The following is a 26,819-nucleotide window of genomic DNA, read 5'->3' as shown; positions in this document are numbered from 1 at the left end:
GATTCAGCCTGCCGGCACGGTAGTCCGGTTGCCCGCCCGCGCCCTGGTCGGCCGGACAGGCCCTACAGCGCCTCCAGCGCCGGGCCGCCCTCCCCCTCCGCGCCGAGCAGGGGATTCGGCAGCGGACGGTACCGGGCGTCGGCTCCGTCCGCGCCGGTCCAGCGCAGGAGCAGGTTCGTCTTGCCGGGCAGGGTCGGGGAAGTGAGCAGCGCGGCGGCTTCGGGCAGGTCGTGGCAGGCCAGTTCGCGGCGGACGGCCGGCCATGGGTCGAGGGCCGGGTGGCGTTCCACCAGGGCGGCGGCGATCTCGCTGAGATTGTTGACCAACAGGCAGTACACCAGCCGCTCCCAGCCGGCCGCCCGGGACACCTCCGGCAGCAGCTTCACGCCCTCGGCGTCCCTGAACAGCACCTGCACGGGAAGGCCGTCGGCGTCCACCGCGATCACCGAGTTCTGCAGATGCGCCTCCAGGACGACGCCGTGCCGGGCGAAGGCCGTCAGGGCCGGCGGGACGACCTGCCGTAGATACGCTGCCCACCACACCGCCGGATCCACCGGGCCGTCCAGCGGGTTGCCGTCGAAGCCCTCGGCCAGGGCGGCGGCGAGCAGCGGGGTCGCGCCGGGCAGCAGATGCCCGCCCAGCCCGTCGCGGACGACGACGGCCAGTTCCTCGAAGGCGAAGCCGGCGGTGCGGTAGCCGCGGTCGCTCAGCCAGGCCGCCGGGCCGCCGAGGGCCGCGAAGGCCGCCGCGACGGCCGCGTCCGTGCGGCGCAGCTTCAGCAGGTCGTGCCGCCACAGCCGCCGTACGTCGTTGGTGATGCGCACATCGAGGCTGAACTTGAGGAAGAGGTCGGCGTCCGGGGCGCACACGGTGCGGATGGCCGCCGTGGGCCGGACGTCGAAGGGGGTGGTGCCGAGCCGGATCAGCCGGCCGTCCGCGAAGGCCTCGGCGAGCTCGCGGCCCACCAGCTCCAGCTGCCAGGGGTGGGCGGGCAGCAGCCGGTAGCCGGGCGGGGCCTGGCCGAGCGCGTCGAGCGCCGAGGTGTCTCCGTCCTCCACGACCGTGTCCGCGCGCACTCCGAGCAGCACCAGCGGGAAGCGGGCGTACGCCTCGGGCGCGTACGGCAGCCAGGAGGCGACCGGGGCGCCGCCGCGCGCCTTGGGCGCCGGGTGGTGGGGGTGCCCGGTGACGAGGGACTGCTCGGAGAGCAGGTACGGATCGCCGGGCGGTGTCACCCGGTCACGGGCGGCGAGCAGCGCCGCCACCGCCTCCCGGCTGTCGATCATCTCGGCGGGCAGCTCGTCGTTGGACAGGCCGGTGTGCCGGCGCAGCTCTTCGGCCACCAGTTTGACCAGTTCGGTGTGGTCCACGCGCCGCCAGCGGCCCGCCGCGTACACCTCCGGTTCCACGGGGCGCCGCCCCTCGCGGACCCGCAGCAGCCGTCCCCCGCCCGGCAGCCGGTACACCCGCCGTCCCCCCTGGCCCGCGCACGGCTGTGCCACCTCGCGGATCAGGCAGTTCAGCAGGGGCGCGGACGCGTAGGCGTCGGCGCGCCGGCCGACGTCGTCGGTGGGGGGCACGGTCTCCACGGGTTCCATTCGTTCCCTACGTCCACACAGTGCGAAGGTGATCAGTATGTCCGCCCGGCGCGCTAGCGTGGCGCCCGCGTCCGACCCGTACCCGAGGAGCCCGACCGTGCACCCTCTCCCGACCGCCGAGGCCGAAATCGGCGAGGAGCTGGCCGTGGTGCGTCCAGGCCTGGTCTCACGGTACGCGGACGAGCTGAGCGGTGCGCGGGCCTCCGTGCTGACCCGGCTGTGGCGGGCGCTGGCGCACGAGCCGCTGCCGTGGGTGACGGGCCGGGAGCGGGTACGGGACGGGCTGGTGCTGCGCCTCGCCGACGGCCGCACGCTGCACGGGCCGCCGGCGGATCCGTACGCCACGGCCGCCTACGTCACCGCCGTACGGCTCGGCGGCACGTCCTACGAGGATCCGGCGCGCCTGATGACCGGCCTGGCCGTGCCGCACGGCGAGGCCTTCGCCGCCGAACTCCGGCACAGCGCGGCCTCGTTGGCCCTGTCGCGGGCCGATCAGCCGCCGGTCCCCGAGACCCCGCCGCCGGCTGGGACCGCGCCGGACTGGGTGTGGGAGCAGCGGGTCGTCGACGGGCATCCCTTCCACCCCAACTGCCGTTCCCGGCCCGGCTTCACGGTGGCCGAGCAGCTGGCGTACGGCCCGGAGCACCGGCCGCTGGTGGAGCTGTGCCTGCTGCCGGTCGCGGCGCAGGACTGCCTGGTGACCGGGGTGTGGCCGCGGGAGCTGCGGGACGGCGGGCGGCTGCTGGTCCCCGTGCATCCCTGGCAGGCGGAGCACGTGCTCAAGCGGCCCTGCGAGGGCGGCCGTCTCGCCGCGCACCCGCTGATGTCGCTGCGCACCCTGGCCCTGCCGGACGGGCCGCACGTCAAGACCGCGCTCTCGGCCCGTCTGACGTCGTCGGTGCGGGACATCTCGGTCGGTTCGGTGGCCGCCTCGGCCGTCCTGTCGGACTTCGCCGAGGACCTGGCCCCCCGCACGGACGGCCTGCTGCACTTCACCCGCACCCTCGGCGCGGCCACCGCCCACTCCCCCGATCTGGCCGCCGTGTGGCGCGAGTCGCCGCGGACGTACACGGCACCCGGCGAGCAGGTGCTGCCGGTGGCGGCCCTGCCCGTCACCGGCCTTGCGGACTCCCCGTCCTGGCTGGCCGCCTTCGCACGGCTCGCTCTCACGACCGGGCTGCGCCTGCTGGAACTGGGGGTGGCCCTGGAGGCGCACGGCCAGAACCTGCTGGTGGTGCTGTCCGGTTCGGGCGCTCCGCTGCGGCTGGTCTACCGGGACCTCGCCGACATCCGCGTCAGCCCCGCACGGCTGGCCCGGCACGGCATCGCGGTCCCGGAGCTGCCCGCCCGCAACCTCACCGACGACCCGATGGCCCTGCGCCGGAAGCTGTTCGGCTCCCTGGTGGCCGGCGCGCTGGCGGGGGTGGCGGGTTCGCGAGAGGCCTTGCGGGCGGCCCTGGCCGCCGCCGTGAGCGACCTTCCGTGTACGGCAGATGTCCGGGCGCTGCGGGAGGAGCCGCTGCCCGCGAAGGCGTTGACGCTGATGCGGCTGTCACCCGGGACACCGGGCGACCAGTGGACCACCCTGCCCAACCCGCTCGTTTTGGATCAGGGCGCCTCCGATCAATAAGATCCGCCGATGATCACAAGACAACGGCTGGCGGCAGGGGTCTGTGCTCTGCTCGCCGCCCTGACGGCCGGGATCGCCTTCCCCGCCGGCGCGGTCGCCGACGAACCGGACGGCCGGGCCGCCCCGAAGGTCGAACTCGTCCTGGACGTCAGCGGTTCCATGCGCACCCGGGACATCGACGGCGGAACGCGGATGGCCGCGGCGAAGCAGGCGTTCAACGAGGTGCTGGACGCCACGCCCGAGGAGGTCCAGCTCGGTATCCGCACCCTCGGCGCCAACTACCGTGGCAACGACCGGAAGACGGGCTGCAAGGACACCGCTCAGCTGTACCCGGTCGGCCCGCTCGACCGCACCGAGGCCAAGACCGCGGTGGCGACGCTGGCGCCGACCGGCTGGACCCCGATCGGTCCCGCCCTGCAGAAGGCGGCGACCGACCTGGAGGGCGGGGACGGCACCCGCCGTATCGTCCTGATCAGCGACGGCGAGGACACCTGTCAGCCGCTGGACCCGTGCGAGGTGGCCCGCGAGATCGCGGCCAAGGGAATCGGGCTGACCATCGACACCCTCGGCCTGGTGCCGGACGCCAAGACCCGCGACCAGCTCAGCTGCATCGCGGACGCGACCGGCGGCACGTACACCTCCGTGCGGCACAAGGAGGAACTATCCGACCGGGTCGGCCAGTTGGTCGACCGGGCGGCCGATCCGGTGGTGACACCGGTCGCCACCCAGGGCGCCGGGGACTGCGCCAAGGCACCGGCGCTCAAGTCCGGCCTGTACACCGACCGCGAGGAGTTCGGGCAGCAGCGCTGGTACCGGGTGGACGTCGACCCCGGCCAGGAGCTGCGGGCCTCGGTGAGCGTCGCCGACGACCGGGCCGTGAACCCGGACTACGGGCTGCTGCTGCGGGCCGTGACGGTGCACGGCCGGGAGATCGTGCGCGGCGAGGCGGCCGGCACCGGCCGTACGGACGTGATATCGACGGGACTTCGCTACCCGAGGCCCGAGAGCGACGACGAGAACGCCCCGGCCGAGACGGTGTGCCTCCAGGTCACCAACTCCTTCTCGCCGGCCCCCGGTGTGAAGACCACGCCGGGTCTGCCGCTGGAACTGACCGTCGACGTGGTGGACGGTCCGGACAAGGCCGGTGACGTGGCGGCCTTCGGTCTGGGACGCGGCTGGTGGCTGCTCGGCGTGCTGGTGCTGGTCGGCTTCCTGGCCGGGCTGCTGTGGGGCTGGCTGTCGCGCTGGCGGGTCGCGGTGTGGAGGACGAACTGATGCGTATCACTCGTGTGCTGGGCGCCGCGCTGCTGGCGCTCGGGCTGGCCGCCGGGCCGGCCGCGGCCGACTCCTCGCCCTCCCCGAGCGCCTCCGACGACGGCAAGGCGCCCACCCAGGCGGGCACGTCCTTCCGTACGGCCACGGAGATCGAGCAGGGGCAGCAGGCCACGGCGAGCGGCTCCACCGGCGACTACCTCTACTGGTCGTTCCCGGCGGACACCGGGCAGCGCCCCACCGTCAAGGCGACGGTGAAGCTCCCCGAGACGCACGGCTCGCAGACCTGGCAGCTCGACGTGTACGACGGGCTGCGGCGCCGCCAGGCCTGCCAGTACGGCGCCCAGACCCGCACCGCAGCGCAGGGCACCTCCTCGGTCGAGCTGGCCTGCGTGCTGCGCACGGTGCGCGGCTGGTCGGAGCCGTGGGCCAACGATCCGCTGCCGGGCACCTACTACATCCGGCTGACGGTGGTGAACCTCGGCGCGGCCGACCTCGGTCTGCCGGTGAACGCCGAAGTCCGCGTCGACTCCAAGGACATCGGCGGCGCGGCGGCGGTGGACGGCTCGCTGGCCAAGCCGCTCGTCCCCGGGATCGCCGTCAAGTCCGCGGAGGACGAGAAGAACGGTTCCGAGCCGGTGCTGTCCAGCTTCGGCTCGGACGACGGCTGGTCCTCCGGCTGGTGGTCCGACCGGTGGGTGTGGACCGGGATCGGTGCGATCCTGGCCGCGCTCGCGGGCATCGGCGGGTACGCGCTGACGCGGGGGACGGGACGGCCCTCGCGGGTTCCGCCGGGAGTCTGACGCCCTATCAGCGCTGATGCGCCGGAAGGCCCGTCCCCTCGGGGCGGGCCTTCTCTCATGCCTGCCGCAGGGCTTTGGCCGGGGCGCCGTCCCCGGTGACGTCGACCCGGCCGTCCCGCACCGCGTCCGCCAGGCCCAGCTCGCCCCGGGCCACGGCAGTGCAGGTCCCGGAGTCCAGTGCCAGCACGGCGTCGGGCTCTCCCGGGGCGGGTCCGTCGCCGTACACGGGGCCGGACCCCGGACGGACGTCCTCGCCCGCGTACAGGTGGAAGACGCCTTCCTCCAGCCGCACTTCCACGGTCCCCTCGCCCGCACCCGCTGCCCGCAGGGCCCGCAGCAGCGGCAGCGCGAACCAGTGGGCGCGCAGGGCGTCCGTCGGCCGCGGCTCGCCCAGCTCGGCCTGCCCCCACTCCCCCAGCGCCTGGAGGACCGGCAGCAAGTCCCGGCCCCGCGGGGTGAGTTCGTAGACGTAGGCGGCGCCCGGCGGCGGCAGCCGGCGCCGGCCGGCCAGCCCGTCCCGCTCCATGTCCTTCAGCCGTGAGGCCAGCATGTCCGTGCTGACGCCCGGCAGATCCGCGTGCAGGTCGGTGTAGCGCCGCGGTCCGGCCAGCAACTCCCGGACGATCAGCAGGGTCCAGCGATCGCCGACGGCGTCGAGCGCCCGGGCGGTGGAGCAGTACTGGTCATAGCTACGGCGAGTGCGGGGTGACATGCGACGCAGTCTAGACATGTTGTTGGACTTTCCAAGCTCCAACTTGGTAAAACCAAGCAACACCAGTTTCCGGAGGGGCACATGGAGTTCCGGCAGTCGAGCAAGCTCAGCGAGGTGTGTTACGAGATCCGCGGTCCGGTGATCGAGCACGCCGACGCGCTGGAGGAGGCGGGCCACAGCGTGCTGCGCCTGAACACGGGCAACCCCGCGCTGTTCGGCTTCGAGGCGCCGGAGGAGATCCTCCAGGACATGATCCGGATGCTGCCGCGGGCGCACGGCTACACGGACTCGCGCGGCATCCTGTCGGCCCGCCGGGCGGTCGCCCAGCGCTACCAGGAGCGGGGGCTGGAGGTCGGGGTCGACGACGTGTTCCTCGGCAACGGCGTCTCCGAGCTGGTGTCGATGGCGGTGCAGGCGCTGGTGGAGGACGGCGACGAAATCCTCATCCCCGCCCCGGACTTCCCCCTGTGGACGGCGGTGACGACCCTCGCCGGGGGCAAGGCGGTCCACTACCTGTGCGACGAACAGGCCGACTGGTACCCGGACCTGGACGACATGGCGTCGAAGATCACGGACCGCACGAAGGCGGTGGTGATCATCAACCCGAACAACCCCACGGGCGCCGTCTACCCCAAGGAGATCCTGGAGGGCATCCTCGATCTCGCCCGCCGGCACGGCCTGATGGTCTTCGCCGACGAGATCTACGACCAGATCCTCTACGACGACGCCGTGCACCATTCGACCGCCGCGCTCGCCCCCGACCTGGTGGTCCTCACCTTCTGCGGCCTGTCGAAGACCTACCGCGTGGCGGGCTTCCGCTCGGGCTGGCTGGTGGTGACGGGCCCCAAGCAGCACGCGAAGGACTACCTGGAGGGCCTGACCATGCTGGCCTCCATGCGCCTGTGCGCCAACGCCCCCGCCCAGTACGCCATCCAGGCCGCGCTCGGCGGCCGCCAGTCCATCCGTGAACTGACCGCACCCGGCGGCCGCCTGCGCGAGCAGCGCGATGTGGCCTGGGAGAAGCTGAACGAGATCCCCGGTGTGTCCTGTGTGAAGCCCAGGGGCGCCCTGTACGCCTTCGCCCGCCTGGACCCCCAGGTCCACAAGATCCACGACGACGAGAAATTCGTCCTGGACCTTCTCCTGCGCGAGAAGATCCAGGTCGTCCAGGGCACCGGCTTCAACTGGCCGACCCCCGACCACTTCCGCATCCTCACCCTCCCGCACGCCGACGTGCTGGAGACGGCGATCGGACGGATCGGGCGGTTCCTGAGCGGGTACCGGCAGTAGACGGGCCGACGGCAGGCGTACCGGCGGCAGGCGGGCCGACGGCAGGCGTACCGGCAGCAGGCGTACCGACGGCAGGCGGTGCACGCCGGCCGCCGGCCGGCCCTGGACCGATCAGCCTCGCGCGGCCTCCTCGGGCGGCGGCGCCGGCGGGTCGTCGCCCGTGACGCGGGCCAGCAGCGCGCGGGCTTCCCGGATCCGGGGGTGGTCCGGGTACAGACTGCGCTCGCAGTCCTCCAGGGCCTCACGGGCTGCCGCCTCCGCCTCGCTCCGGCGTCCCAGACCATGCAGGGCGACCGCGGTGCCCATACCCAGGCGCCCGCTCAGGCTCCGGTCCCGGAGCGGGACGAACCGGCGCGCCTCCGTGAGCGCCTCCTGGTACCGCCCCTGCCCGTTCAGGCTGATCACCAGGCCGCAGTGCAGGGCGGCGAGCGTACCGCCCTCGGCCCGGGGCAGATTTCCCCGGGCGACGGCCTCGGCCTCCTCGTGACGGTCTTGTCCGCACAGGGCGTCGACCAGGTTGTCCAGCACGCACAACTCGGTGTGCGACACGGAGGTCAGATGCTTGATACGCGTCAGGTCGCGCAGAATGTCCAGTCCCTCGGTCTCCGCCTCGCCGTAGCGTCCCTGACTGTTGAGGACCAGCATGCGGTTGCTCCGGACCATCAGCAGCAGCGCCCGTCCGGCCCCGGTCATCCCCTCCAGCTCCGCGGTGAGGGACTCGAGTTCGGCCAGCACCTGCGTCCCGCGTCCCTGCGCACAGGCCGCTGCCGTGGCCAGGCTCCTGGCGTGCCACCCGACGGCCAGACGCCAGGCCCGCTTGGGCAGTCGCCCCGCTCGCGCCTCGATCGCCCTGGCCCCGGCCTCCGCCTCCTCGTACTCGCCGTCCCTGTACAGCTCGAGGAGACGTTCCAAGGCGGCCACGTCCCGTGGGCGGCGCCGTATCACGCGTGCGATCTTCACAGGCCGTGAGGTTACGCGAGGCCGCCTGCTCCCGGAACTCCGTGTTCAGGCACAGCGGTCCGTGCGGCCGCCGGGAATGATCGGCCGGTGGGAATGATCGGCCGTGCGCCTCTGTTGCCTGACGCAGCGGATGATCAACGAACAGGGGAACTCGCATGGCGGTCGACGTCCAGGGAACGGTGGCCAAAGGGTTCGAGGGCGTGCGCGAGGAGTTCGCCGCGTTCCTCGCCGGGGAGGCGCACGAGCCCGGCGCGCAGCTCGTGGCGTACCACCACGGGCGCCGGGTGGTGGACCTGTGGGCCGGTGAAGGGCTCGACGGGGACTCGCTGACCGGCGTGTACTCCATCACCAAGGGGGCGGCGCACCTGGTCGTGGCGCTGCTGGTGCAGGACGGGGTGCTCGAACTCGACCGTGAAGTGGCCCACTACTGGCCCGAGTTCGGCTCCCAGGGCAAGGAGCGGCTCACGCTGCGCGAGCTGCTCTCGCACCGGGCGGGGCTGGTCGGCGTGGACGGCGGGTTCACCACCGGGGAGCTCGCCGACGACCGGGCGATGGCGGCGCGGCTGGCCGGGCAGAAACCGTGGTGGGAGCCGGGGACGGCGTACGGTTACCACGCGTTCGTGATCGGCGCGCTCACCGGCGAGGTGGTGCGGCGGGTGACCGGGCGGTCGATCGCGGAGCTGTACGAGGAGCGCGTTCGGGTGCCGTACGGCCTAGACTTCTACATCGGTCTCCCCGAGGAGCTGGAGCCGCGGTGCCTCGAGGTGCTGCCGCTGGTGCCCACGCCGGAGCAGGCGGAGCAGCTCGTGGCGCGGGCGGCGGCGCCGGACAGCCTCCGGGGCATCGCCTTCAACGCCGGCGGGCACCGGCCGCCGACCGACCTGGTCGCCTTCGCCAACAGCCGCGCCGTACGCGCGCTCGGTCCCACCTCCTCGGGCGGCGTGGGCAACGCGCGAGGCGTCGCGGGCATGTACGCGGCCGCGATCAGCACCGTGGACGGCGGGGCCGCCCTGCTCACCCCGGTGACCGTGGCCGAGTTCGCCCGGCTGCACACCCCCGGCCCCGACCTGGTGACCGAACAGGTGAACCACTTCGGCCTCGGCTTCGGCTTCGAGTACCTCGCCGAGCGCTATCCGTTCCTCGGCGAGGACTCCTTCGGGCACAGCGGCGCCACCGGCTCCCTCGGCTTCGCCGATCCGGCGAGCGGGGTGGCGTACGCCTACATCCGGCGCCGCTTCGCCTTCCCGTCGGGTGAGGGCGCCTCCCCCGAGAACGGCCGTCTGGCCCAGTCCGTCCTGCGGGCCGCCGCGGCCCTGTGACACCGTGCTGACGTTGACAGGAAGGGAGGGCGGACGTGGGTGATCTCTTTCTCGTCCGGCACGGGGAGACCGAGTGGTCGCGGTCCGGGCGGCACACCGGGTGGACGGACGTGCCGCTGACCGAGCACGGCCGTGAGGAGGCGCGGCGGCTGGTGCCGCTCGTCCGCTCGCATCGGATCGGCGCGGCGTTCGTCAGCCCGTCGCAGCGGGCCCGGGAGACGGCCGAGCTGATCGGGGTGCACGACGCGCGGGTGGACGCGGACCTGCGGGAGTGGGACTACGGCGGGTACGAGGGCGTCACGACCGCGGAGATCCAGCGGACCCGGCCCGACTGGTTCCTGTTCAGGGACGGGGTGGCGCCGGGACCGCCGGACCATCCCGGGGAGAGCGTGGAGCAGGTCGGGGAGCGGGCCGACCGGATGCTGGCGAAGGTCGACGCGGCGCTCGCCAACACCGAGGGGATCGTGCTGCTGGTCGCGCACGGCCACTTCCTGCGGGTGCTCACCGCGCGGCGGCTGGGGCTGCCGCCGTCGGCGGGGGCGCTGTTCCAGCTGGCCACGGGCACGGTGTGCCGCCTGGGCACGGAGCACGACCGGCCGGTGATCGCGGGCTGGAACCTCCGGGCGGCCGAGCCGTCCGTGTGACGGCGGGCGCGGGGGTGGTTGTCAGACCCGGGTCGTAGGCTTCGAGCGGGTGGAGGAGCCTTCGGAGGACGGTGGAGGAACCGTCGGAGGACGGGGAGGGAGGACGCCGTGACACGACCGCCGACCGCCGCGCAGCGCCGGGTCATCGACGCCGCCGACCCCGTGACCGGGCGGGTCAGGGGCACCCAGGCCCAGCTGACGGCCCTGGTCGAGCGGGGCCTGGCCTTCCGTCATCCGCGTCCGCCGCACGACCACTTCCTGACGCCCGCGGGGCATCGGATACGGGAGGCGCGGCCGGAGGCGGACGCTGCCGGCCGTCCCGCCTCCGGGCCGGAGCGGGTGCCCTCCCCCGGCGGTGTGTTCGCCGCCCGCGTCGGCGGCGAGGAGGACACGGCGGGGTACGAGGGCCCCTCGCGACTGCGGGAGGTGTACAGCGCCTGGCAGGGACTGCTGGAGCTGCGCCGGATGACCAACCCGGACGGGGCCACCGACCGGCCGTGCGGCTGGGAGCGTACGCATCTGGTGCGGTCCGCGGCGCTCGCCCTGGAGGCGGCCGGGCACCCTCCGGCCGGCCCCGGCGGCGACGGCTACCGGGTGCGGGCGACGCCGCAGCCGGAGGCGGTCGCGGTGTACGGGCCGCCGGATCCCGGGGCGCTGCGGGACCTCGCGGCCACGCTGGAGCGGGCCGGGTGGCAGGCCGGGGAGTACACCGAGCCGCGGACCAGGACGCGGTATCTGCTGGCGTCCCCGCGCCGGGTGTGAGGCCCGTGCCAGGATCGACGGGTCGGAGTGTGCTGTGCGAGAGGGACGAGAAAGGGACGCAGTGAGCGAGCCGTTTTCCGTGCGGGTGACCGTCCGCGGATACGAGACGGATGTGCAGGGCCACCTCAACCAGGCCGTGTACCTCAACTACGCCGAGCACGCCCGGTGGTCACTGCTGCGGGCGGCCGGGATCAGCCAGGCGGGCCTCATCGCCAGGGGCATCGGCCCGGTGGCGCTGGAGACGACCATCCGCTACCGGCGGGAGCTGCTCGCGGGCGACGAGGTCGACGTGACCTGTGCCTTCGAGTGGGGCGGGGGCAAGACGTTCCGGATCGAGCAGACGATACGCAAGCTCGACGGCACGGTGGCGGCCGAGATCACGGCGGTCGGCGGGCTGATGGACCTGACGGCACGCAGGCTGGTCGCCGACCCGCAGGAGCGCTTCAAGGAACTCACCACGGATCCCGCGCTGTTCGGCCTGTGACCCGCCCAGGCACTTCGCAACACGCCCCGGGGGTACGGCGGCTCGGGTGCCGTACCCCCGGGGCGGTCGGGTGGGTCAGTGTGCCGGTGCCGTCTGCGCCGACTCCGCGATCTCCTGGCCCGCCTCCATCGGGTGGGTGACGTCCTCCGCGTCGCGGCCCTTGCCGATGTGGTTGAAGAGCAGGTTCAGCAGGACCGCCACGACGCAGCCGGTGGAGATGCCGGAGTCGAGGACGATCCGCGCCGTCTCGGGGAAGGCGTGGTAGAAGTCCGGCACCGTGATCGGGATGATGCCGACGGCGAGCGAGACGGCCACGATCAGGACGTTGTTGTCCTTGTCGAGGCCGGCCCGGACCAGGGTCTGGATGCCGCTCGCGGCGACCGAGCCGAACAGGACCACGCCCGCGCCGCCGAGCACCGGGCGCGGCACGACCGCGATCAGCGAGGCCGCCATCGGGCACAGGCCCATCAGGACCAGGAAGCCGCCGCCGACGGCGACCACGAAGCGGCTGCGGATGCGGGTCATGGCGACCAGGCCGATGTTCTGCGCGAAGGCACTGCACATGAAGCCGTTGAACAGCGGGCTGATGGCGGAGCCGAGGGTGTCGGCGCGCAGACCCGCCTTGATCGTCTCCTCGCCGGCGGGACGCTCGACGATCTCGCCGAGGGCGAGCATGTCGGCTGTGGACTCGGTCATCGAGACCACCATCACCACGCACATCGACAGGATCGCGGCGATCTGGAACTGAGGTGCGCCGAAGTGGAACGGGGTGGGGAAGCCGACCACGTCGGCGTCCGTGACCGGGGTGAAGTCCGTGACGCCGAACGGTATCGCGATCACCGTGCCGGCGACCAGGCCGATCAGGACGGCGATCTGCTTGACGAAGCCCTGGGTGAAGCGGCGCAGCAGCAGCACGACGAGGAGGGTGATGCCGGCCAGGGTGAGGTATTTCGCCGAGCCGTAGTCGTGCCCGGCGGGGTTGGGCCCCTGGGCCCAGCCGAAGGAGACCGGCAGCAGCGAGACGCCGATCAGGGTGATCACGGATCCGGTGACGACCGGCGGGAAGAAGCGGACCGCCTTGCAGAAGACCGGCGCCGCGAGGAAGCCGAGGAGGCCGGCGACGATGACCGCGCCGAAGATGACCGGCAGGGCGTCGGACTTGTCCTTGGTGGAGGCGACGATCGCCGTCATCGGGGCGACACCGGCGAAGGTGACGCCGTTGACGAAGGGCAGCCGGGCGCCGATCTTCCAGATGCCGAGGGTCTGCAGGAAGGTGGCGAGGCCCGCGGTGAACAGGCAGGCGCCGGTGAGGAAGGTCAGTTCGGTGCCGGACAGCCCTACGGCCGCACCGACGATCAGGGGCGGGGCGACCACTCCCGCGTACATGGCGGCCACGTGCTGCAGGCCGCTGGTCGCCATTTTCAGGGCGGGAAGCTTCTCGTCGACGGGGTGGGGGGGCACGGCTGGGGGTCGTGCCTCGTCGCGGGATGTGGGGTGAGCGGCCACGGCTGCTCCTCCGGTCGGTTAACACGTCGGCCGACGTGGGTGTCAGGGAGGTGGTGCGTGTGGTCGTGCGGGACCGGGGACGGGTCCTGGGAAGGGCCCGCGGGGGGTGGCGAACGGAGACCGTTCCGGGGCGCGCGTCCCCGCGCGCCCCGGATCCGGCTGCCGTGGACCCCGCTCGGGTCCACGGCTACCGGCCGGGAGCCGTCCCTCCCGGCCGGAGCTCTTCGACTGCTCAGCCCTGCGCCGCGATCCGCGCGAGCCGCTGCGCCTCCTCGCGGGTGGAGCGGGCGATCGCGTCCTCGTCCACGGTGAGCAGGCGGTTGTCCTCGACGATCTGCCGGCCGTTCACGAAGGAGGCCGTGACCGGGGCGGCCGCGCCGAAGACCAGCGCGGTCACCGGGTCGGCGATCGAGGCGTGGGCGAGGGTGTCCAGCTTCCACAGCACCAGGTCGGCGAGCTTGCCGGGCTCCAGGGAGCCGATCTGCTCGGCGCGGCCGAGGACCTGGGCGCCGCCGTAGGTGCCCAGGCGCAGCGCCTGGCGCGCGGTGAGGGCGGCCTCGCGGTGCGGGCCCAGGCGGTTGATGAGCAGCGCGTTGCGCAGCTCGGTGTGGAGTTCGCCGGACTCGTTGGAGGCGGTGCCGTCGACGCCGAGGCCGACCGGCACGCCCGCCTTCAGCATGTCGGGGACCCGGGCGATGCCCGCCGCGAGGCGGGCGTTGGAGGACGGGCAGTGGGCCACACCCGTCCTCGTGCGGGCGAAGGCCGCGATGTCGGAGTCGGTCATGTGGACGCAGTGCGCCATCCACACGTCCTCGCCCAGCCAGCCCGTGGACTCGAAGTAGTCGGTCGGGCCCATCCCGAACAGCTCGTGGCAGAACTTCTCCTCCTCCACGGTCTCCGAGCCGTGGGTGTGCAGCCGTACGCCGAGCCTGCGGGCCAGGTCGGCGCCCTGGCGGAGCAGTTCGGTGGAGACGGAGAACGGGGAGCAGGGGGCCACCGCCACCTGGGTCATGGCGTCGAAGGAGGCGTCGTGGTGCTTCCTGACGGTCTCCTCGGTGGCGGCCAGCGCGCCCTCCAGTGTCTCGACGGCGAAGTCCGGCGGCAGGCCGCCGTCCTTCTCGCTGCGGTCCATCGAGCCGCGGGCCAGCGTGAACCGGACGCCCATCTCGGAGGCGGCCCTGATGATCGCGCCGGACAGGTCGCCGGAGCCGCGCGGGTGGACGTAGTGGTGGTCCATGGCGGTGGTGACTCCGCCGCGGGCCATCATGCCGAGGGATCCCTGCGCCGCCGAGTAGCACATCTGCTCGTCGATGCGCGCCCACGTCGGGTACAGCGCCACCAGCCAGTTGAACAGGTTGTGGTCGGTGGCCAGGCCCCGGGTGATCCACTGGTAGAAGTGGTGGTGGGTGTTGACCAGACCGGGCGTGGCCAGGTGGCCGCTCGCGTCGATACGGCGTACGACGTTCTCCAGGTCCGCGGGGGCCCGGCCGGCGCCGACCGACTCGATGCGGTTGCCGGCGATGACGACGTGCCCGGAGGCGTACTCGGTGTCGTCCGCGTCCACGGTCGCGATCGCGCAGTTCTCGATGACGATGCGCTGGGCTGCCGATGATGCCATGGCGCTTCCTCTTGTCTTTCGGTGGCGGACCCGTGAACAAGGGGGACGGGGTGTCCACGGGGAGGGCACGGCAGGACCCTAGGAGGATTTGAGTGCCGGAGCCGTGCGGCTCCGGGTGCCGAGATGGTGGAAGAACAGGTTGAGCAGGACCGCGACGAGCGCGCCGGCGCTGATGCCGGACCCGAGGACGGTCTGCGCCCAGGCCGGGAACTCGGCGTAGAAGGTCGGCGCGGCCAGCGGGATGATGCCGGCACCGAGCGCCACGGCCACCAGGATGATGTTGGAGCTGTCGTCCAGCCCGGCCTCGGAGAGCGTGCGGATGCCGCTGACCGCGATCGAGCCGAACAGCACGATGCCCGCGCCGCCGAGGACCGGCATGGGGACCAGGGAGACGACCGCGCCCAGCACCGGGAAGGCGCCGAGGACCAGCAGGGCGCCCCCGGCGACGGCGACGACGTAGCGGCTGCGCACCCGGGTCAGCGAGACGACGCCGACGTTCTGGGCGAAGGCGGAGGTGGGGAAGCCGCCGAAGACGGGGCCGAGCAGGGTGGCGATGCCGTCGGTGCGCAGACCGCGGGTGATGGTCCTCGCGTCGGCGCGGCGGTCGCAGATCTCGCCGAGGGCGAGCATGCCGGCGGACGACTCGGTCATCAGCACCAGCATCACGATGCACAGCGACAGGATGGCCGCGGGCTGGAAGACAGGGGTGCCGAAGGCGAACGGCGTGGGCAGCGCGGCGAGCGGGGCGGATTTGATGCCGCTGAAGTCGGCCAGGCCGAACGGGACGGCGGCCAACGTGCCGATGAGCAGCCCGAAGAGCAGGGCGACCTGCTTGACGAAGCCCTTGCCGAAGCGCTGGATCAGCAGGATGACGGCGAGGGTGAACGCGGCGAGCGCGAGGTTCTTCATGGACCCGAAGTCGGCGGCGGTGTTGTCGCCGCCCTGCGCCCAGCCGACGGGTACGGGCATCAGCGTGACCCCGATGAGCGTGATCACCACTCCGGTGACCAGCGGCGGGAAGTATCTGAGCAGCCGTCCGAAGAACGGGCCGATGGCCAGGCAGAAGACACCGGCGACCATCACCGCGCCGTAGATGGCGGGGAGTTGGTGGCCCTTGTCGTTGGTCTCTGCGATGGCGAGGATCGGGGCGATGCCGGCCGAGGAGGCGGCGTTGACGAAGGGCAGCCGGTTGCCGACGAGGCCCTTGACGCCGATGGTCTGCAGGACGGTCGCGACGCCCGCGATCAGCAGGGACGCGGCGATCAGCCGGGTGCGGGCCGCGATGTCGAGTCCGCAGGCCTGGCCGATGATCAGCGGAGGAGTGACGACGCCCGCGTACATCGCGGCGATGTGCTGGAGCGCGGCGGGGACGAGCCGCGAGGGGTGGAGCTTCTCGTCCACCGGGTGCACGGACATGACGGCGTCCTCGGTGTGCACCGGCGGGGTGGAACAGGGGGCTTTCGCCGGCCCCTTTGCAGGCTGTGCCATGGTGTTCCCTCCGGTGTGGCGTGCCCCCGGCCCGGTGGGCGGGTCCGGGGACACGCGTCCCGCGTCAGAGGTTGGTCATGTCGACCGGGATGAGCTGCTCGGCGCCGTCCCGCAGGATGGTGGCCTCGATCAGGCCGTAGGGGCGGTCGGCGGCGTAGTAGACGGCGCCGTCCTTGGCCTCGTTGTCGATCCCGAAGGGCGACAGGTCCGAGCGGAAGTGGTGCTTGTTGGGCATCGAGAAGCGGATCTCGTCGACCTCGTCGCGGGAGTTCAGCACCCGCACGCCCATCTCGAAGAGGGTCTGCTGGAGCGAGTACGAGTAGGTCTCGGCGAACGCCTGCAGCGCGTGCTTGCGCACCCCGTTGTACGAGCGGTCCCAGTCCGGGGCGTGCGAGTCGATGCCGTCCCAGTTGTGCCGCCACCAGGTGGAGACGGTGGTGGCGAGGATGCGGTCGTGGTCCTCCGGCAGGGTGGTGTACTTGTCCTTCAGGAAGCCGAAGAACTCGGAGTTGGTCGAGTTCAGGACGGTCAGGTCCTTGAACCCGGAGAGCACCTGGATGCCGTGGCCGTCGTAGGTGATCTGCGCGACGCGGGTCTCCTGGCCCTTGCGGACGAAGGAGTGGGCGATCTCGTCCGAGCCGACGAAGCGGGCGCCGGACTGCGAGGTCTCGATCCGCTCCCAGGAGTACTCCTCGATGCGGATGCGGGCCCGGTGGATGGGCTCGTTGTTGTCCACGAAGTGGCGGGCCAGCTTGACGCCGAAGTCCTCGGCGCTCCGGATCCCATGCTCCTTGGCGAAGGCGAACACCGTGTTCTTGGTGGTGTCGGTCGGCAGGACGTTGGCGTTGGAACCGCTGCGGTGGACCTCCTCCATGTCGCCGGAGAGGGCGACGGAGACGTTCAGGTCCTTGATGTGGTGCGTGTCGCCGTCACGCGTGATCTTGACGACGCGGTTCTCTGCCTTGCCGTACTGGTTCTGTCCCAGGACGAAACGGGTCATGGTGTCGGTCAGCTCCCTCGGTAAACGGAGTAGCCGAACGGGTTGAGCAGCAGCGGAACGTGGTAGTGCTCACCGGGCACCACCGCGAAGGCGATGGTGACCTCGGGGAAGAACACCGGCCGGCCGTTCTCGCTGTCCCGGAGCGCGGGGGCGTCCTGCTGGGCCGCGGCTTGTTTCTTGGCGAAGTACGGCTCGACCTCGAAGTGGAGCCGTACGTGGGTGGTCCCCTCCGGCAGGGCCGGGAGGTCCTTGCACCGCCCGTCCGCGTCGGTCGCGGAGCCGCCGAGCGCCTGCCAGTCCGCGTCTCTGCCGCTGCGGGCGGAGAGGTGGACGGCGACGCCCTCGGCGGGGCGGCCCACGCTGGTGTCCAGGATGTGCGTGGACACGGAGGCGGTGGTCTCGGTGCTCATGGTTTCCTCTTCGGGCGTCTTCGAGCCGTGGGGCTCAGGCGTCGTCGAGCAGTCGGGCGAGCCGGATACGGTTGATCTTGCCCAGCTCGGCGCGGACGATCTCCCGCTCCTGCTCCGGCGCGTTGCCGATCCGCTCCTTGACCGCGTCCCGCATCTGCTCGCCGGTCCTGCCGGTGGCGCAGATGAGGAAGACATGGCCGAACTTCTCCTGGTAGGCCAGGTTCAGTTCGAGCATCTCCGCCTTGAGGTCCTCGGAGGCGCCGGCCATGCCGCTCTGTTCGCGGGCTGAGGTCGGGTCCCCGGGCTTGGGGCGGCCGATCGGCGGGTGGCCGGCCATCGCCTCCTCCAGGTCGGCCGTGGTCAGCTCGGCCATGGCGGCGTCACTGGCGGCGTAGAGGTCCTCGGGCCCGGCGCAGGGGCGGGCGGCGAGCAGCCGCTCCGCCCACGCCGTGGAGGCGCACGCCTCCAGGAGCGCGGCGCGGGCCGCGGCCTCCGGGAGGGTGTTGAAGCGGGCGAGGCCCGACGGCGTGGAACTCGTAGTCACGGGAGCCTCCGTGGCCGCGAACGGCCTGTGTGCTGAACGGGCTGCGGATAGCTAACGCCCTCCGAAACAACACGTCAACACTTTGTTGAAAATTCTGGGTAAACCCAGGAGCCCCCCTCGGGGCGGCCCGGCCAAGGGCGGCTCAGGCCTCCTTCTCCCGGTTGAGGTAGTTGTAGACGGTGAAGCGGCTGACGCCCAGCGCGCCCGCCACGGTCTCCACCCCGTGCCGCACGGAGAAGGCGCCGCGCGCCTCGAGGACCCGTACGACCTCCTGCTTGGCCTTGCGGTCCAGGTCCGCGAGCGGCATGCCCCGGCGCCGCTCCATGGCGGCCAGGATGTGGTCGAGGGAGTCGGCGAGCTGCGGCAGGCGCACGGCGACGGCGTCCATGCCCTCCCAGGCGAGCACGACGTCGTCGGGGCCGGCCTCGTCGGGCGGGAGCAGCTCGCCGCCGATCGCGTCGACCAGCGGTTTCACGGCCGCGATGAAGGGCTCCTCCCCGGTCACCGCCCGCCCTCCCCGATCACGTTGACCTGGAGCGAGATCCGGGTGGCGCCGGCCTTCAGGGTCTTGCGCAGCAGAGCGTCCACGGCGGTCAGCACGGCGTCGGCGCTCCCCTCCGCGGTGTTGCCGAACGGGCCGACGTCCACGGCGTCCAGCTCGGCGGCCTCGACGACCTCGCGCGCCACCACCGCGTGCGCGGGCGCCTCGTCCAGGTCGAACGGTTCGGTCGTGAACTCCACTCTCAATCGCACGCGCTCAACCTAACGCGCGGGGCCGGTTTCCGGGCAGCCTCGGCCGGCCCGGAGCCCGCCGGCCACCGTCCCCCCTCTTGACAAGCCACGACACCCGACGGCAGTCTTCCATTAAGCAGAAACAAACTTCCGTAATACGGAATACGAGAACGGAAGGGAGCGCGGCCCTGATGCCGGCTTTTGAATCGAGCACAGCCGCAGACCAGCGCTTCGACGTCAACCTGTCGATCCTCTTCACGGAACTCCCGCTGCTGGAGCGTCCCGCGGCCGCCGCCGCGGCCGGCTTCACCGCGGTCGAGCTGTGGTGGCCCTGGATCGACACGCCCACCCCCGAGCGGTCGGAGCTCGACGCCCTGAAGAAGGCGATCGAGGACGCGGGCGTCCGGCTCACGGGCCTGAACTTCTACGCCGGCCGGCTGCCCGGCCCCGACCGCGGCGCCCTGTCCGTCCCCGGCGAGGAGTCGGAGAGGTTCCGCGCCAACATCGACGTGGCCGCCGACTTCGCCCGGTCGCTGGGCTGCACGGCGCTCAACGCGCTGTACGGCAACCGCGTGGAGGGCGTCGACCCGGCCGAGCAGGACGCGCTCGCCCTGGAGAACCTGGTGCTCGCGGCCCGCGCCGCCGACCGCATCGGCGCGATCCTGCTGATCGAGGCGCTGAACCAGCCCGAGTCGCCGCTGTACCCGCTGGTGAGCGCGCCCGCCGCGATCGGCGTCGTGGACCAGGTCAACCAGGCGACCGGCCTCGGGAACGCGAAGTTCCTGATGGACCTGTACCACCTGTCCATGAACGGCGAGGACCTGCCCTCGGTCATCGAGCAGTACGCGGCGAAGACCGGCCACGTGCAGATCGCCGACAACCCGGGCCGAGGCGCCCCCGGCACCGGCTCGCTGCCGCTCGAGGACCTCCTCGGCCGGCTGAGGAAGGCCGGTTACGACGGCTGGGTCGGCCTGGAGTACAAGCCGGGCGACCGTCCGAGCGCGGAGGCCTTCGAGTGGCTGCCGCGCGAGGCGCGCGCGGCGCACTGAACACCTTTGACTTGCACGGCAGTTGAGAGAGGCACCCTCACATGAGCAACCTGGCAGATTCCTCCCGCCCGACCCGCCCGGCGATCGCATGGATCGGCCTCGGCATCATGGGCTCCCCCATGTCCGAGAACCTGATCAAGGCGGGTTACCAGGTCACCGGCTTCACCCTCGAGCAGGACAAGCTCGACCGCCTGGCCGCCGCCGGCGGCACCGCGGCCGGCTCGATCGCCGAGGCCGTCAAGGACGCCGACGTGGTCATCACGATGGTGCCCGCCTCCCCGCAGGTCGAGGCCATCGCCTACGGCCCGGACGGCATCCTGGAGAACGCCAGGTCCGGCGCGCTGCTGATCGACATGTCCTCGATCACCCCGCAGACGTCGGTCGACCTGGCCAAGGCCGCGAAGGACAAGGGCATCCGCGTCCTGGACGCCCCGGTCTCCGGCGGTGAGGCCGGCGCCGTCGAGGCGGTACTGTCGATCATGGTCGGTGGCGAGCAGGCCGACTTCGACGAGGCCAGGCCGATCTTCGAGGCCCTCGGCAAGACCATCGTGCTGTGCGGTCCGCACGGCTCGGGCCAGACCGTGAAGGCGGCCAACCAGCTGATCGTGGCCGTGAACATCCAGGCGTGCGCCGAGGCCGTGGTCTTCCTGGAGAAGTCCGGCGTGGACCTCCGGGCGGCCCTGGACGTCCTCAACGGCGGCCTCGCCGGCTCCACCGTGCTGACCCGCAAGAAGGACAACTTCCTCAACCGGGACTTCAAGCCGGGCTTCCGTATCGACCTGCACCACAAGGACATGGGCATCGTCACCGACGCCGCCCGCAACGTCGGCGCGGCCCTGCCGGTCGGCGCCGCGGTCGCCCAGCTGGTCGCCTCGCTGCGCGCCCAGGGCGACGGCGGGCTGGACCACTCGGCCCTGCTGCGGGCGGTCGAGCGCCTCTCGGGCGCTCAGCTCTAGAGACTTCCGGGCCGCGGCGCCGCTGACACCTGTTCTGTCGCGCCCAGGCGGCGCCGCGGCCCGGAATCCACTTCAACAAACTGTTGACGCCCCGATCGCCCACTTCTAGGCTCCACGAAGCGGAAACAAGTTTCCGCTGCCCCTCGTACGGAAGGTCCCCGATGTCGAAGCGCGTGCTCACGACAGAGTCCGGCGCCCCGATCGCCGACAACCAGAATTCCGCCTCCGCCGGCATCGGCGGCCCGCTCCTCCTCCAGGACCAGCACCTCCTGGAGAAGCTGGCGCGCTTCAACCGCGAGCGCATCCCGGAGCGCGTGGTGCACGCCCGCGGTTCCGGCGCCTTCGGCCGCTTCGAGGTGACCGACGACGTCACGGGCTTCACCCACGCCGACTTCCTCGGCGAGATCGGCAAGCGCACCGAGGTGTTCGTGCGCTTCTCCACGGTGGCCGACTCCCTCGGCGGCGCGGACGCGGTGCGCGACCCGCGGGGCTTCGCGGTGAAGTTCTACACCGAGGAGGGCAACTACGACCTCGTCGGCAACAACACCCCGGTGTTCTTCATCAAGGACCCGATCAAGTTCCCCGACTTCATCCACTCGCAGAAGCGCGACCCGTTCACCGGCCGCACCGAGCCGGACAACGTCTGGGACTTCTGGGCGCACTCCCCCGAGGCCACCCACCAGGTGACCTGGCTGATGGGCGACCGCGGCATCCCGGCGTCGTACCGCCACATGAACGGCTACGGCTCGCACACCTACCAGTGGACGAACGCCGAGGGCGAGGCCTTCTTCGTCAAGTACCACTTCAAGACGGACCAGGGCATCCGCTGCCTGACCAGCGAGCAGGCCGCGGAGCTCGCGGGCAAGGACCCCAACTCGCACCAGACCGACCTGCTCCAGGCGATCGAGCGCGGTGTGCACCCGTCCTGGACCCTGTACGTCCAGATCATGCCGGCGGCCGAGGCGGCGGACTACCGCTTCAACCCGTTCGACCTGACCAAGGTCTGGTCGCACAGGGACTACCCGCTCAAGCGGGTCGGGCGCCTGGTCCTGGACCGCAACCCGGACAACGTGTTCGCCGAGGTCGAGCAGGCCGCGTTCTCCCCGAACAACTTCGTGCCGGGCATCGGCCCGTCGCCGGACAAGATGCTCCAGGGCCGGCTGTTCGCCTACGCGGACGCCCACCGCTACCGCCTGGGCGTCAACCACACCCAGCTCGCGGTGAACGCTCCGAAGGCCGTGCCCGGCGGCGCGGACAACTACGGCCGCGACGGTCTCATGGCGACCAACTCCCAGGGCCGGCACGCCAAGAACTACGAGCCGAACTCCTACGACGGCCCGGTCGAGACCGGCCGCCCGCTGTCCGCCCCGCTGGCCGTCACCGGCCACACGGGCACCCACGAGGCTCCGCTGCACACCAAGGACGACGACTTCGTCCAGGCCGGTGAGCTGTACCGGCTGATGTCCGAGGAGGAGAGGCAGCGCCTGGTCGCGAACATCGCCGGCGGCCTGTCCCAGGTCTCCCGCAACGACGTGATCGAGAAGAACCTCGCACACTTCCACGCCGCCGACCCCGAGTACGGCAAGCGCGTGGCGGAGGCGGTCCGCGCCCTGCGCGAGGACTGACCCGGCAAGCCGCGTCCGGCGCCCCGACGGGGAGGTCGGGCACCGGACGCGTACGCCCCGCGCGGGCGCCGGCCGACCCGGATGAGGGGTGGCCGGCCGGCGACGCGCGGTCAGGCGAGGACCGCGGCGGCGTGTGAGCCAGTGCGGTGGTGAAGGTCCCGGGAACCGCCTTCTCGACCAGAGGGAAGGCCTCCCGGTCCCGTCGCACCCGCCGCGGTCCCAGCCGAACCGCCTCGCGCAGCGAGGCACCCCCTCCCCCGGCTCCGTCCGGCGGCGCGAACGTCCTGTCGCGCCCAGCCTCGCGCCGTCGGACGGTCTCAACAACCACATACCTCACCGGGCCGAGGGGCGCCGGATGCGGACGGTCCCGCATCCGGCGCCCCTCGCTGCGCTGCCGCGGTTCTCGCCTCCTCCGGGGTGCGGAGCGGCTTCGCGCGCAGGACGCTGAAGGCATGAACCACCTCACGCAGCATCCGCACATCGTGGTGCATTCGCCGGCACTGGACGGCTCCCGGCGGGTCACCGAGGGCGATGTGACCCTCGGGCTCGCGTCCCACCTGGACGACGTCGTCGAGATCCTCCGGCTGGCCGACCTGGACCGTATCGAGGTCGAGGAGAGCGACCTCATCGAGTGGCAGGGCGGCGGCCCGGACGACTGGCCTGGCCTGTCGGAGCACGAGGACCTCTGAGCGACGCCTACGACAAGGGGCGTAGGGCCGCTACGGCATGCTCAAATCAAGCTCTGAAACCGGCTCGGGAGGTATCGAGCGCCCCCGCCGGCGGGCAGATTCCCTCACACGGGGCCCGCCGGCACGGGGGCGGCGGGCCCCGTTCTACGGCGGGGGCTCGCTCATGGACAGTGCCGAAAGTGCCGCGACGGAAGGGCCGGCGCCGCACGAGATCGCGTTCCTGCGCGGTGGTCGCCGCGCCGCCCTCACCGTCGCCGTCCTCACCCTTCAACTGAGCGGCAGCGTCGGCCCCGCGCGAGGGGGCATGTTGCGCACCAGGAGACCGCTCGACGACGCGGGAGCGGATCTCCCCGCCCTGACGCGGGCGGCGCACGCCTCCCTCCTCCACCATCCCGCGGACCTGCGGCAGTTGCTGGTCCGGGAGGCCGTCGCCCTCGCCCTCATCGATCTGCGGTACGAGCTCACGGTCGCCGGACTGGTGCCCGTCTTCCTGCCCGGCCGCACCCGGGCCGGACGGCGCGTCCTGAGGGCCCTGCGGGCCGAGTACCCGCTGCCCGGGAGCCGCAGGGGCCTGTCGCCCGAGGACCGGCTGCTCGCCGTGGCCCTGTACGGCGACCGGGCGCTGACCACGCTCATGCCCCGCTTCGCGCGGGAGGGCGGGCTCGCCGGGCGGCGCGGGAAGGCCACCGAGCAGAAGCGGGAGTACGGGCAGTCCTGGGGCAGCGGCGGCGGGTTCAGCTGCGGCGCCGTGTGACGCTCCGCGGACCTGCGGAGCGGAGCCACAAGAGGCGACACGACAAGGGGCGACACGACAAGGGGCGACACGACAAGGGGCGACACGACAAGGGGTGGCCCGTCCGTCGGACGGGCCACCCCTTGTCGGCGTTCCTTGTGTGTCAGACCTTCAGCGTCCTGATCGCCGTCGGCGCGTGGCCGGGCTCGGTGGCCAGTTCCTCGAACTCGACGACGTTGCCGATGTCGTTGGTGCCCGACATGGAGATGTTGGTGACCCGCTCCAGTATCGCCTCGACGACGACCGGCACCTGGAACTCGGCGGCGAGCTTCTTGGCCTCCTCGAAGGCGGCGGACAGCTCGTTCGGGTCGGTCACCCGGATCGCCTTGCAGCCCAGGCCCTCGGCGACCTTGACGTGGTCGACGCCGTAGACGCCCAGCTCCGGCGAGTTGATGTTCTCGAACTCCAGCTTGACCTGGAAGTCGATGTCGAACGCCCGCTGCGCCTGGCGGATGAGGCCCAGGTAGGAGTTGTTGACGAGGACGTGGACGTAGGGGATCTTGTGCTGCGCGCCGACGGCCAGCTCCTCCAGCATGAACTGGAAGTCGTAGTCGCCGGAGAGGGCGACGACCGGGGACTCCGGGTCGGCCTTGGCGACGCCCAGGGCGGCCGGGACGGTCCAGCCGAGCGGGCCGGCCTGGCCGCAGTTGATCCAGTGCCGCGGCCGGTAGACGTGCAGCATCTGGGCACCGGCGATCTGGGAGAGGCCGATGGTGGAGACGTAGCGGGTCTCGGGGCCGAAGGCCTTGTTCATCTCCTCGTAGACGCGCTGCGGCTTGATCGGGATGTCGTCGAAGTGCGTACGGCGCTGGAGCGTGGCCTTCTTCTCCTGCGCGGCGGCGGCCCAGGCGGAGCGGTCGGGCAGCTTGCCGGCCGCCTTCAGCTCCCCCGCCACCTCGACGAACAGCTCCAGGGCGGCTCTGGCGTCGGAGGCGATGCCGTAGTCGGGGGCGAAGATCTTGCCGATCTGGGTGGGCTCGATGTCCACGTGGACGAACGTGCGGCCGGCCGTGTAGACGTCGAGCTTGCCGGTGTGGCGGTTGGCCCAGCGGTTGCCGATGCCGAGGACGAAGTCGGACTCCAGGAAGGTCGCGTTGCCGTAGCGGTGCGAGGTCTGCAGGCCCACCATGCCGGCGTTCAGCTCGTGGTCGTCGGGCAGGACGCCCCAGCCCATCAGGGTCGGCACGACCGGCGTGCCGGTGAGCTCGGCGAACTCCACGAGCAGATCGGCGGCGTCGGCGTTGATGACACCGCCGCCGGCGACGATCAGCGGCCGCTCGGAGGCGGTCAGCATGGCGATCGCCTTCTCGATCTGGGCGCGGGTCGCGGCCGGCTTGTAGACCGGCAGCGGCTCGTAGGTCTCGGGGTCGAACTCGATCTCCGTCATCTGGACGTCGATCGGCAGGTCGATCAGGACCGGGCCGGGGCGGCCGGAGCGCATCAGGTGGAAGGCCTGCTGGAAGACGCCGGGGACCTGCGCGGCCTCCAGGACGGTGACCGCCATCTTGGTCACCGGCTTGGCGATGGAGGCGATGTCGACCGCCTGGAAGTCCTCCTTGTGGATCACGGCGGTCGGGGCCTGGCCGGTGATGCACAGGATCGGGATGGAGTCACCGGTGGCCGAGTACAGGCCGGTGATCATGTCGGTGCCGGCCGGGCCGGAAGTACCGATGCAGACGCCGATGTTGCCGGGGTGCGTACGGGTGTAGCCCTCGGCCATGTGCGAGGCGCCCTCGACGTGGCGGGCGAGGGTGTGGGTGATGCCTCCGGAGGCCTTGAGCGCCGCGTAGAAGGGGTTGATCGCCGCGCCCGGCACACCGAACGCGTCGGTGACGCCCTCGCGCTTGAGGATCTCAACTGCCGCTCGGGCAGCGGTCATACGAGCCATCGAGTACTCCTGCTTCGGCTGTCTTCTGCTGTCTCGGCTGCCGGATTCGCACTCCCGTCGCGCCCTGCGGTGAGCTCTTCCGTACTTCCGTATAGCGGAAAGTAGTTTCTACGATCTGGAATCAATGTAGGGGGGCGCGAGAAACGCGTCAAGGGAGGGCAAGGAGGTGCCCGCCACGCGGCGAAGCACCGGACAGCCGGGGCCCCGCCGGAGCACCATGGGACGGCTTCCTCGACGGCCGCCGCCGGGGCGGCCTCGAACGCGACCTCGATGCGGAGCCTTGGAGTTGGGTCATGCCCGAGAGCGTGCCGGTGCGCTGCCCGGCCTGTCGGCGCGAACACGTCCCCGGCGGCCACGGCCAGTGGCCCCGACCGGAACTGGCCTGCCCCTGCGGCACGACCCTGCGCGTCCCGCCGAGCGACGCCGACACGGAGGAGACCGGGGACCGCGCCGGAAAGGGGAGCGGGATGCGGTCCGGGGACGGCATCCCGGGACGCGGCGACCGCGGGCGACGGGAAGGACGGGAAGGAGAGGCGGCGGAGCACGGCGACAACGCGACGCGCGAGCCCGGGACGGCGCACCGCTCCGGCGCCGGGAGCCGGGACACGGCCGGGCGGCGCCCTCGTACCGGGAGGCGCGGGGTGTTCCGGCCCGTGGTGATCCGCACGGCGCGGGACGCGGTGACCGATGCCGTCCTGTATCTGCGGTGGCTGGGGTACGAGGACATCCGGCGGGCGGACCAGCGGCCGCCGTCCGGTATCGGGCTGGCCGCCCGGGGGCTGGTGGCGCAGGTGGACCCCGCGGCGCGGCCGGCCTCACAGCGCGACGTGGAGTGCCTGTGGCTGACGGCCATGACGGAGTCCGCCGGCGGCGTGTACTTCTCGCTCACCGGCTACAGCGAGCAGGCCCGTACCCGCGCGGACGAGCTTCGCATCGCGTTGTTCGTCCTCGCGCCGGACGGCGTCCCGCGACCGGTGAACGGCCCGGCCGACGCGCTCGGCGGCGCCCCCGGCGTTTGAGACCGGGCGGCCGCCGCCGGCGCGGAGG

General features: G+C 72.1%; 26 protein-coding genes. 14 read left to right on the top strand and 12 right to left on the bottom strand.

Annotated features, from left to right (window positions below):
- Positions 1-62: 62 nt before the first annotated feature.
- Positions 63-1,598 carry an IucA/IucC family protein gene (locus tag IE318_RS14360; protein ID WP_189900348.1) on the bottom strand — a complete coding sequence of 512 codons (1,536 nt, stop codon included), beginning with the start codon at positions 1,596-1,598 and terminating at the stop codon, positions 63-65.
- A 97-nt stretch (positions 1,599-1,695) separates the two neighbouring features.
- On the opposite strand from IE318_RS14360, the gene IE318_RS14355 reads away from it, so the two are divergent.
- From IE318_RS14355 to IE318_RS14345, 3 genes are read left to right on the top strand one after another with little or no spacing between them, the layout of a single operon-like run.
- A complete protein-coding gene (locus IE318_RS14355) occupies positions 1,696-3,228 on the top strand; it encodes an IucA/IucC family protein (protein WP_189900346.1) in 1,533 nt (510 codons plus the stop codon).
- 9 nt (positions 3,229-3,237) lie between these two features.
- The gene (locus IE318_RS14350; RefSeq protein ID WP_189900344.1) at positions 3,238-4,503 is read left to right on the top strand and encodes a VWA domain-containing protein; all 1,266 of its coding nucleotides are present in this window, start codon (positions 3,238-3,240) and stop codon (positions 4,501-4,503) included.
- The gene (locus IE318_RS14345; RefSeq protein ID WP_189900342.1) at positions 4,503-5,303 is read left to right on the top strand and encodes a hypothetical protein; all 801 of its coding nucleotides are present in this window, start codon (positions 4,503-4,505) and stop codon (positions 5,301-5,303) included. The genes IE318_RS14350 and IE318_RS14345 overlap by 1 nt, the downstream gene beginning before the upstream one ends.
- A 55-nt stretch (positions 5,304-5,358) precedes the next feature.
- Here the strand turns inward: IE318_RS14345 and IE318_RS14340 are convergent, their stop codons facing one another.
- Positions 5,359-6,015: a winged helix-turn-helix transcriptional regulator gene (locus IE318_RS14340; RefSeq protein WP_189900340.1), complete on the bottom strand. Its 657-nt coding sequence runs from the start codon at positions 6,013-6,015 to the stop codon at positions 5,359-5,361.
- Between the two features lie 81 nt (positions 6,016-6,096).
- Between IE318_RS14340 and IE318_RS14335 the strand changes: the two genes are divergently transcribed.
- Positions 6,097-7,305: a pyridoxal phosphate-dependent aminotransferase gene (locus tag IE318_RS14335; protein ID WP_189900337.1), complete on the top strand. Its 1,209-nt coding sequence runs from the start codon at positions 6,097-6,099 to the stop codon at positions 7,303-7,305.
- 111 nt (positions 7,306-7,416) lie between these two features.
- Here the strand turns inward: IE318_RS14335 and IE318_RS14330 are convergent, their stop codons facing one another.
- Complete coding sequence (locus tag IE318_RS14330; protein WP_229903513.1) at positions 7,417-8,265, bottom strand: tetratricopeptide repeat protein; 849 nt, start codon at positions 8,263-8,265, stop codon at positions 7,417-7,419.
- A 155-nt stretch (positions 8,266-8,420) separates the two neighbouring features.
- On the opposite strand from IE318_RS14330, the gene IE318_RS14325 reads away from it, so the two are divergent.
- From IE318_RS14325 to IE318_RS14310, 4 genes are all read left to right on the top strand, one after another.
- Positions 8,421-9,584 carry a serine hydrolase domain-containing protein gene (locus tag IE318_RS14325; protein ID WP_189900335.1) on the top strand — a complete coding sequence of 388 codons (1,164 nt, stop codon included), beginning with the start codon at positions 8,421-8,423 and terminating at the stop codon, positions 9,582-9,584.
- Positions 9,585-9,619: 35 nt separating this feature from the next.
- Positions 9,620-10,228: a histidine phosphatase family protein gene (locus IE318_RS14320; RefSeq protein WP_189900333.1), complete on the top strand. Its 609-nt coding sequence runs from the start codon at positions 9,620-9,622 to the stop codon at positions 10,226-10,228.
- A gap of 108 nt (positions 10,229-10,336) precedes the next feature.
- Entirely contained in the window at positions 10,337-10,990 is a 654-nt protein-coding gene (locus tag IE318_RS14315) for a hypothetical protein (protein WP_189900331.1), read from the top strand.
- 61 nt (positions 10,991-11,051) lie between these two features.
- Positions 11,052-11,474 (top strand): acyl-CoA thioesterase, encoded by a 423-nt coding sequence (locus IE318_RS14310; RefSeq protein ID WP_189900329.1) that lies wholly within the window; start codon positions 11,052-11,054, stop codon positions 11,472-11,474.
- A 75-nt stretch (positions 11,475-11,549) separates the two neighbouring features.
- Here IE318_RS14310 and IE318_RS14305 read toward each other — a convergent pair whose 3' ends face one another.
- The 8 genes from IE318_RS14305 to IE318_RS14270 form a co-directional block, all read right to left on the bottom strand.
- On the bottom strand, positions 11,550-12,935 hold the full coding sequence (locus IE318_RS14305; protein ID WP_189900435.1) for a nucleobase:cation symporter-2 family protein: 1,386 nt from the start codon (positions 12,933-12,935) through the stop codon (positions 11,550-11,552).
- Between the two features lie 277 nt (positions 12,936-13,212).
- Complete coding sequence (locus IE318_RS14300) at positions 13,213-14,598, bottom strand: 8-oxoguanine deaminase (RefSeq protein ID WP_189900327.1); 1,386 nt, start codon at positions 14,596-14,598, stop codon at positions 13,213-13,215.
- A 78-nt stretch (positions 14,599-14,676) separates the two neighbouring features.
- Positions 14,677-16,086 carry a nucleobase:cation symporter-2 family protein gene (locus IE318_RS14295; RefSeq protein WP_189900325.1) on the bottom strand — a complete coding sequence of 470 codons (1,410 nt, stop codon included), beginning with the start codon at positions 16,084-16,086 and terminating at the stop codon, positions 14,677-14,679.
- Between the two features lie 64 nt (positions 16,087-16,150).
- Complete coding sequence (gene pucL / locus IE318_RS14290) at positions 16,151-17,086, bottom strand: factor-independent urate hydroxylase (protein ID WP_189900323.1); 936 nt, start codon at positions 17,084-17,086, stop codon at positions 16,151-16,153.
- A gap of 8 nt (positions 17,087-17,094) precedes the next feature.
- Positions 17,095-17,496: a hydroxyisourate hydrolase gene (gene uraH, locus IE318_RS14285; RefSeq protein ID WP_030180884.1), complete on the bottom strand. Its 402-nt coding sequence runs from the start codon at positions 17,494-17,496 to the stop codon at positions 17,095-17,097.
- Between the two features lie 34 nt (positions 17,497-17,530).
- Positions 17,531-18,040, bottom strand: coding sequence for a 2-oxo-4-hydroxy-4-carboxy-5-ureidoimidazoline decarboxylase (gene uraD, locus IE318_RS14280; RefSeq protein ID WP_189900321.1), 510 nt, complete (start codon positions 18,038-18,040; stop codon positions 17,531-17,533).
- A 142-nt stretch (positions 18,041-18,182) separates the two neighbouring features.
- Positions 18,183-18,545, bottom strand: a complete 363-nt coding sequence (locus IE318_RS14275; protein ID WP_030180887.1) for a helix-turn-helix domain-containing protein — start codon at positions 18,543-18,545, stop codon at positions 18,183-18,185.
- Positions 18,542-18,793, bottom strand: coding sequence for a YkoF family thiamine-binding protein (locus IE318_RS14270; RefSeq protein ID WP_037869674.1), 252 nt, complete (start codon positions 18,791-18,793; stop codon positions 18,542-18,544). Before IE318_RS14270 ends, IE318_RS14275 begins: the two co-directional genes overlap by 4 nt.
- A 170-nt stretch (positions 18,794-18,963) precedes the next feature.
- On the opposite strand from IE318_RS14270, the gene IE318_RS14265 reads away from it, so the two are divergent.
- The 5 genes from IE318_RS14265 to IE318_RS14245 all read left to right on the top strand — a co-directional run bounded on the left by IE318_RS14265 (position 18,964) and on the right by IE318_RS14245 (position 23,845).
- Positions 18,964-19,821, top strand: coding sequence for a TIM barrel protein (locus IE318_RS14265; protein ID WP_189900319.1), 858 nt, complete (start codon positions 18,964-18,966; stop codon positions 19,819-19,821).
- Between the two features lie 41 nt (positions 19,822-19,862).
- Positions 19,863-20,777 (top strand): 2-hydroxy-3-oxopropionate reductase, encoded by a 915-nt coding sequence (locus IE318_RS14260; RefSeq protein ID WP_189900317.1) that lies wholly within the window; start codon positions 19,863-19,865, stop codon positions 20,775-20,777.
- Between the two features lie 161 nt (positions 20,778-20,938).
- On the top strand, positions 20,939-22,402 hold the full coding sequence (locus tag IE318_RS14255) for a catalase (RefSeq protein WP_189900314.1): 1,464 nt from the start codon (positions 20,939-20,941) through the stop codon (positions 22,400-22,402).
- A gap of 452 nt (positions 22,403-22,854) precedes the next feature.
- Positions 22,855-23,091: a hypothetical protein gene (locus tag IE318_RS14250; RefSeq protein ID WP_189900312.1), complete on the top strand. Its 237-nt coding sequence runs from the start codon at positions 22,855-22,857 to the stop codon at positions 23,089-23,091.
- 163 nt (positions 23,092-23,254) lie between these two features.
- Entirely contained in the window at positions 23,255-23,845 is a 591-nt protein-coding gene (locus tag IE318_RS14245; RefSeq protein ID WP_189900310.1) for a TIGR04222 domain-containing membrane protein, read from the top strand.
- A gap of 142 nt (positions 23,846-23,987) precedes the next feature.
- Here the strand turns inward: IE318_RS14245 and gcl are convergent, their stop codons facing one another.
- Entirely contained in the window at positions 23,988-25,772 is a 1,785-nt protein-coding gene (gcl, locus tag IE318_RS14240; protein ID WP_189900308.1) for a glyoxylate carboligase, read from the bottom strand.
- Between the two features lie 293 nt (positions 25,773-26,065).
- Between gcl and IE318_RS14235 the strand changes: the two genes are divergently transcribed.
- A complete protein-coding gene (locus tag IE318_RS14235) occupies positions 26,066-26,791 on the top strand; it encodes a hypothetical protein (protein WP_189900306.1) in 726 nt (241 codons plus the stop codon).
- Positions 26,792-26,819 lie beyond the last annotated feature (28 nt).

This window comes from Streptomyces spiralis (assembly GCF_014654675.1).
Classification (GTDB): domain Bacteria; phylum Actinomycetota; class Actinomycetes; order Streptomycetales; family Streptomycetaceae; genus Streptomyces; species Streptomyces spiralis.
Note: the sequence above shows the minus strand (reverse complement) of the source record. Positions and strands in the feature narration are given on the sequence as shown.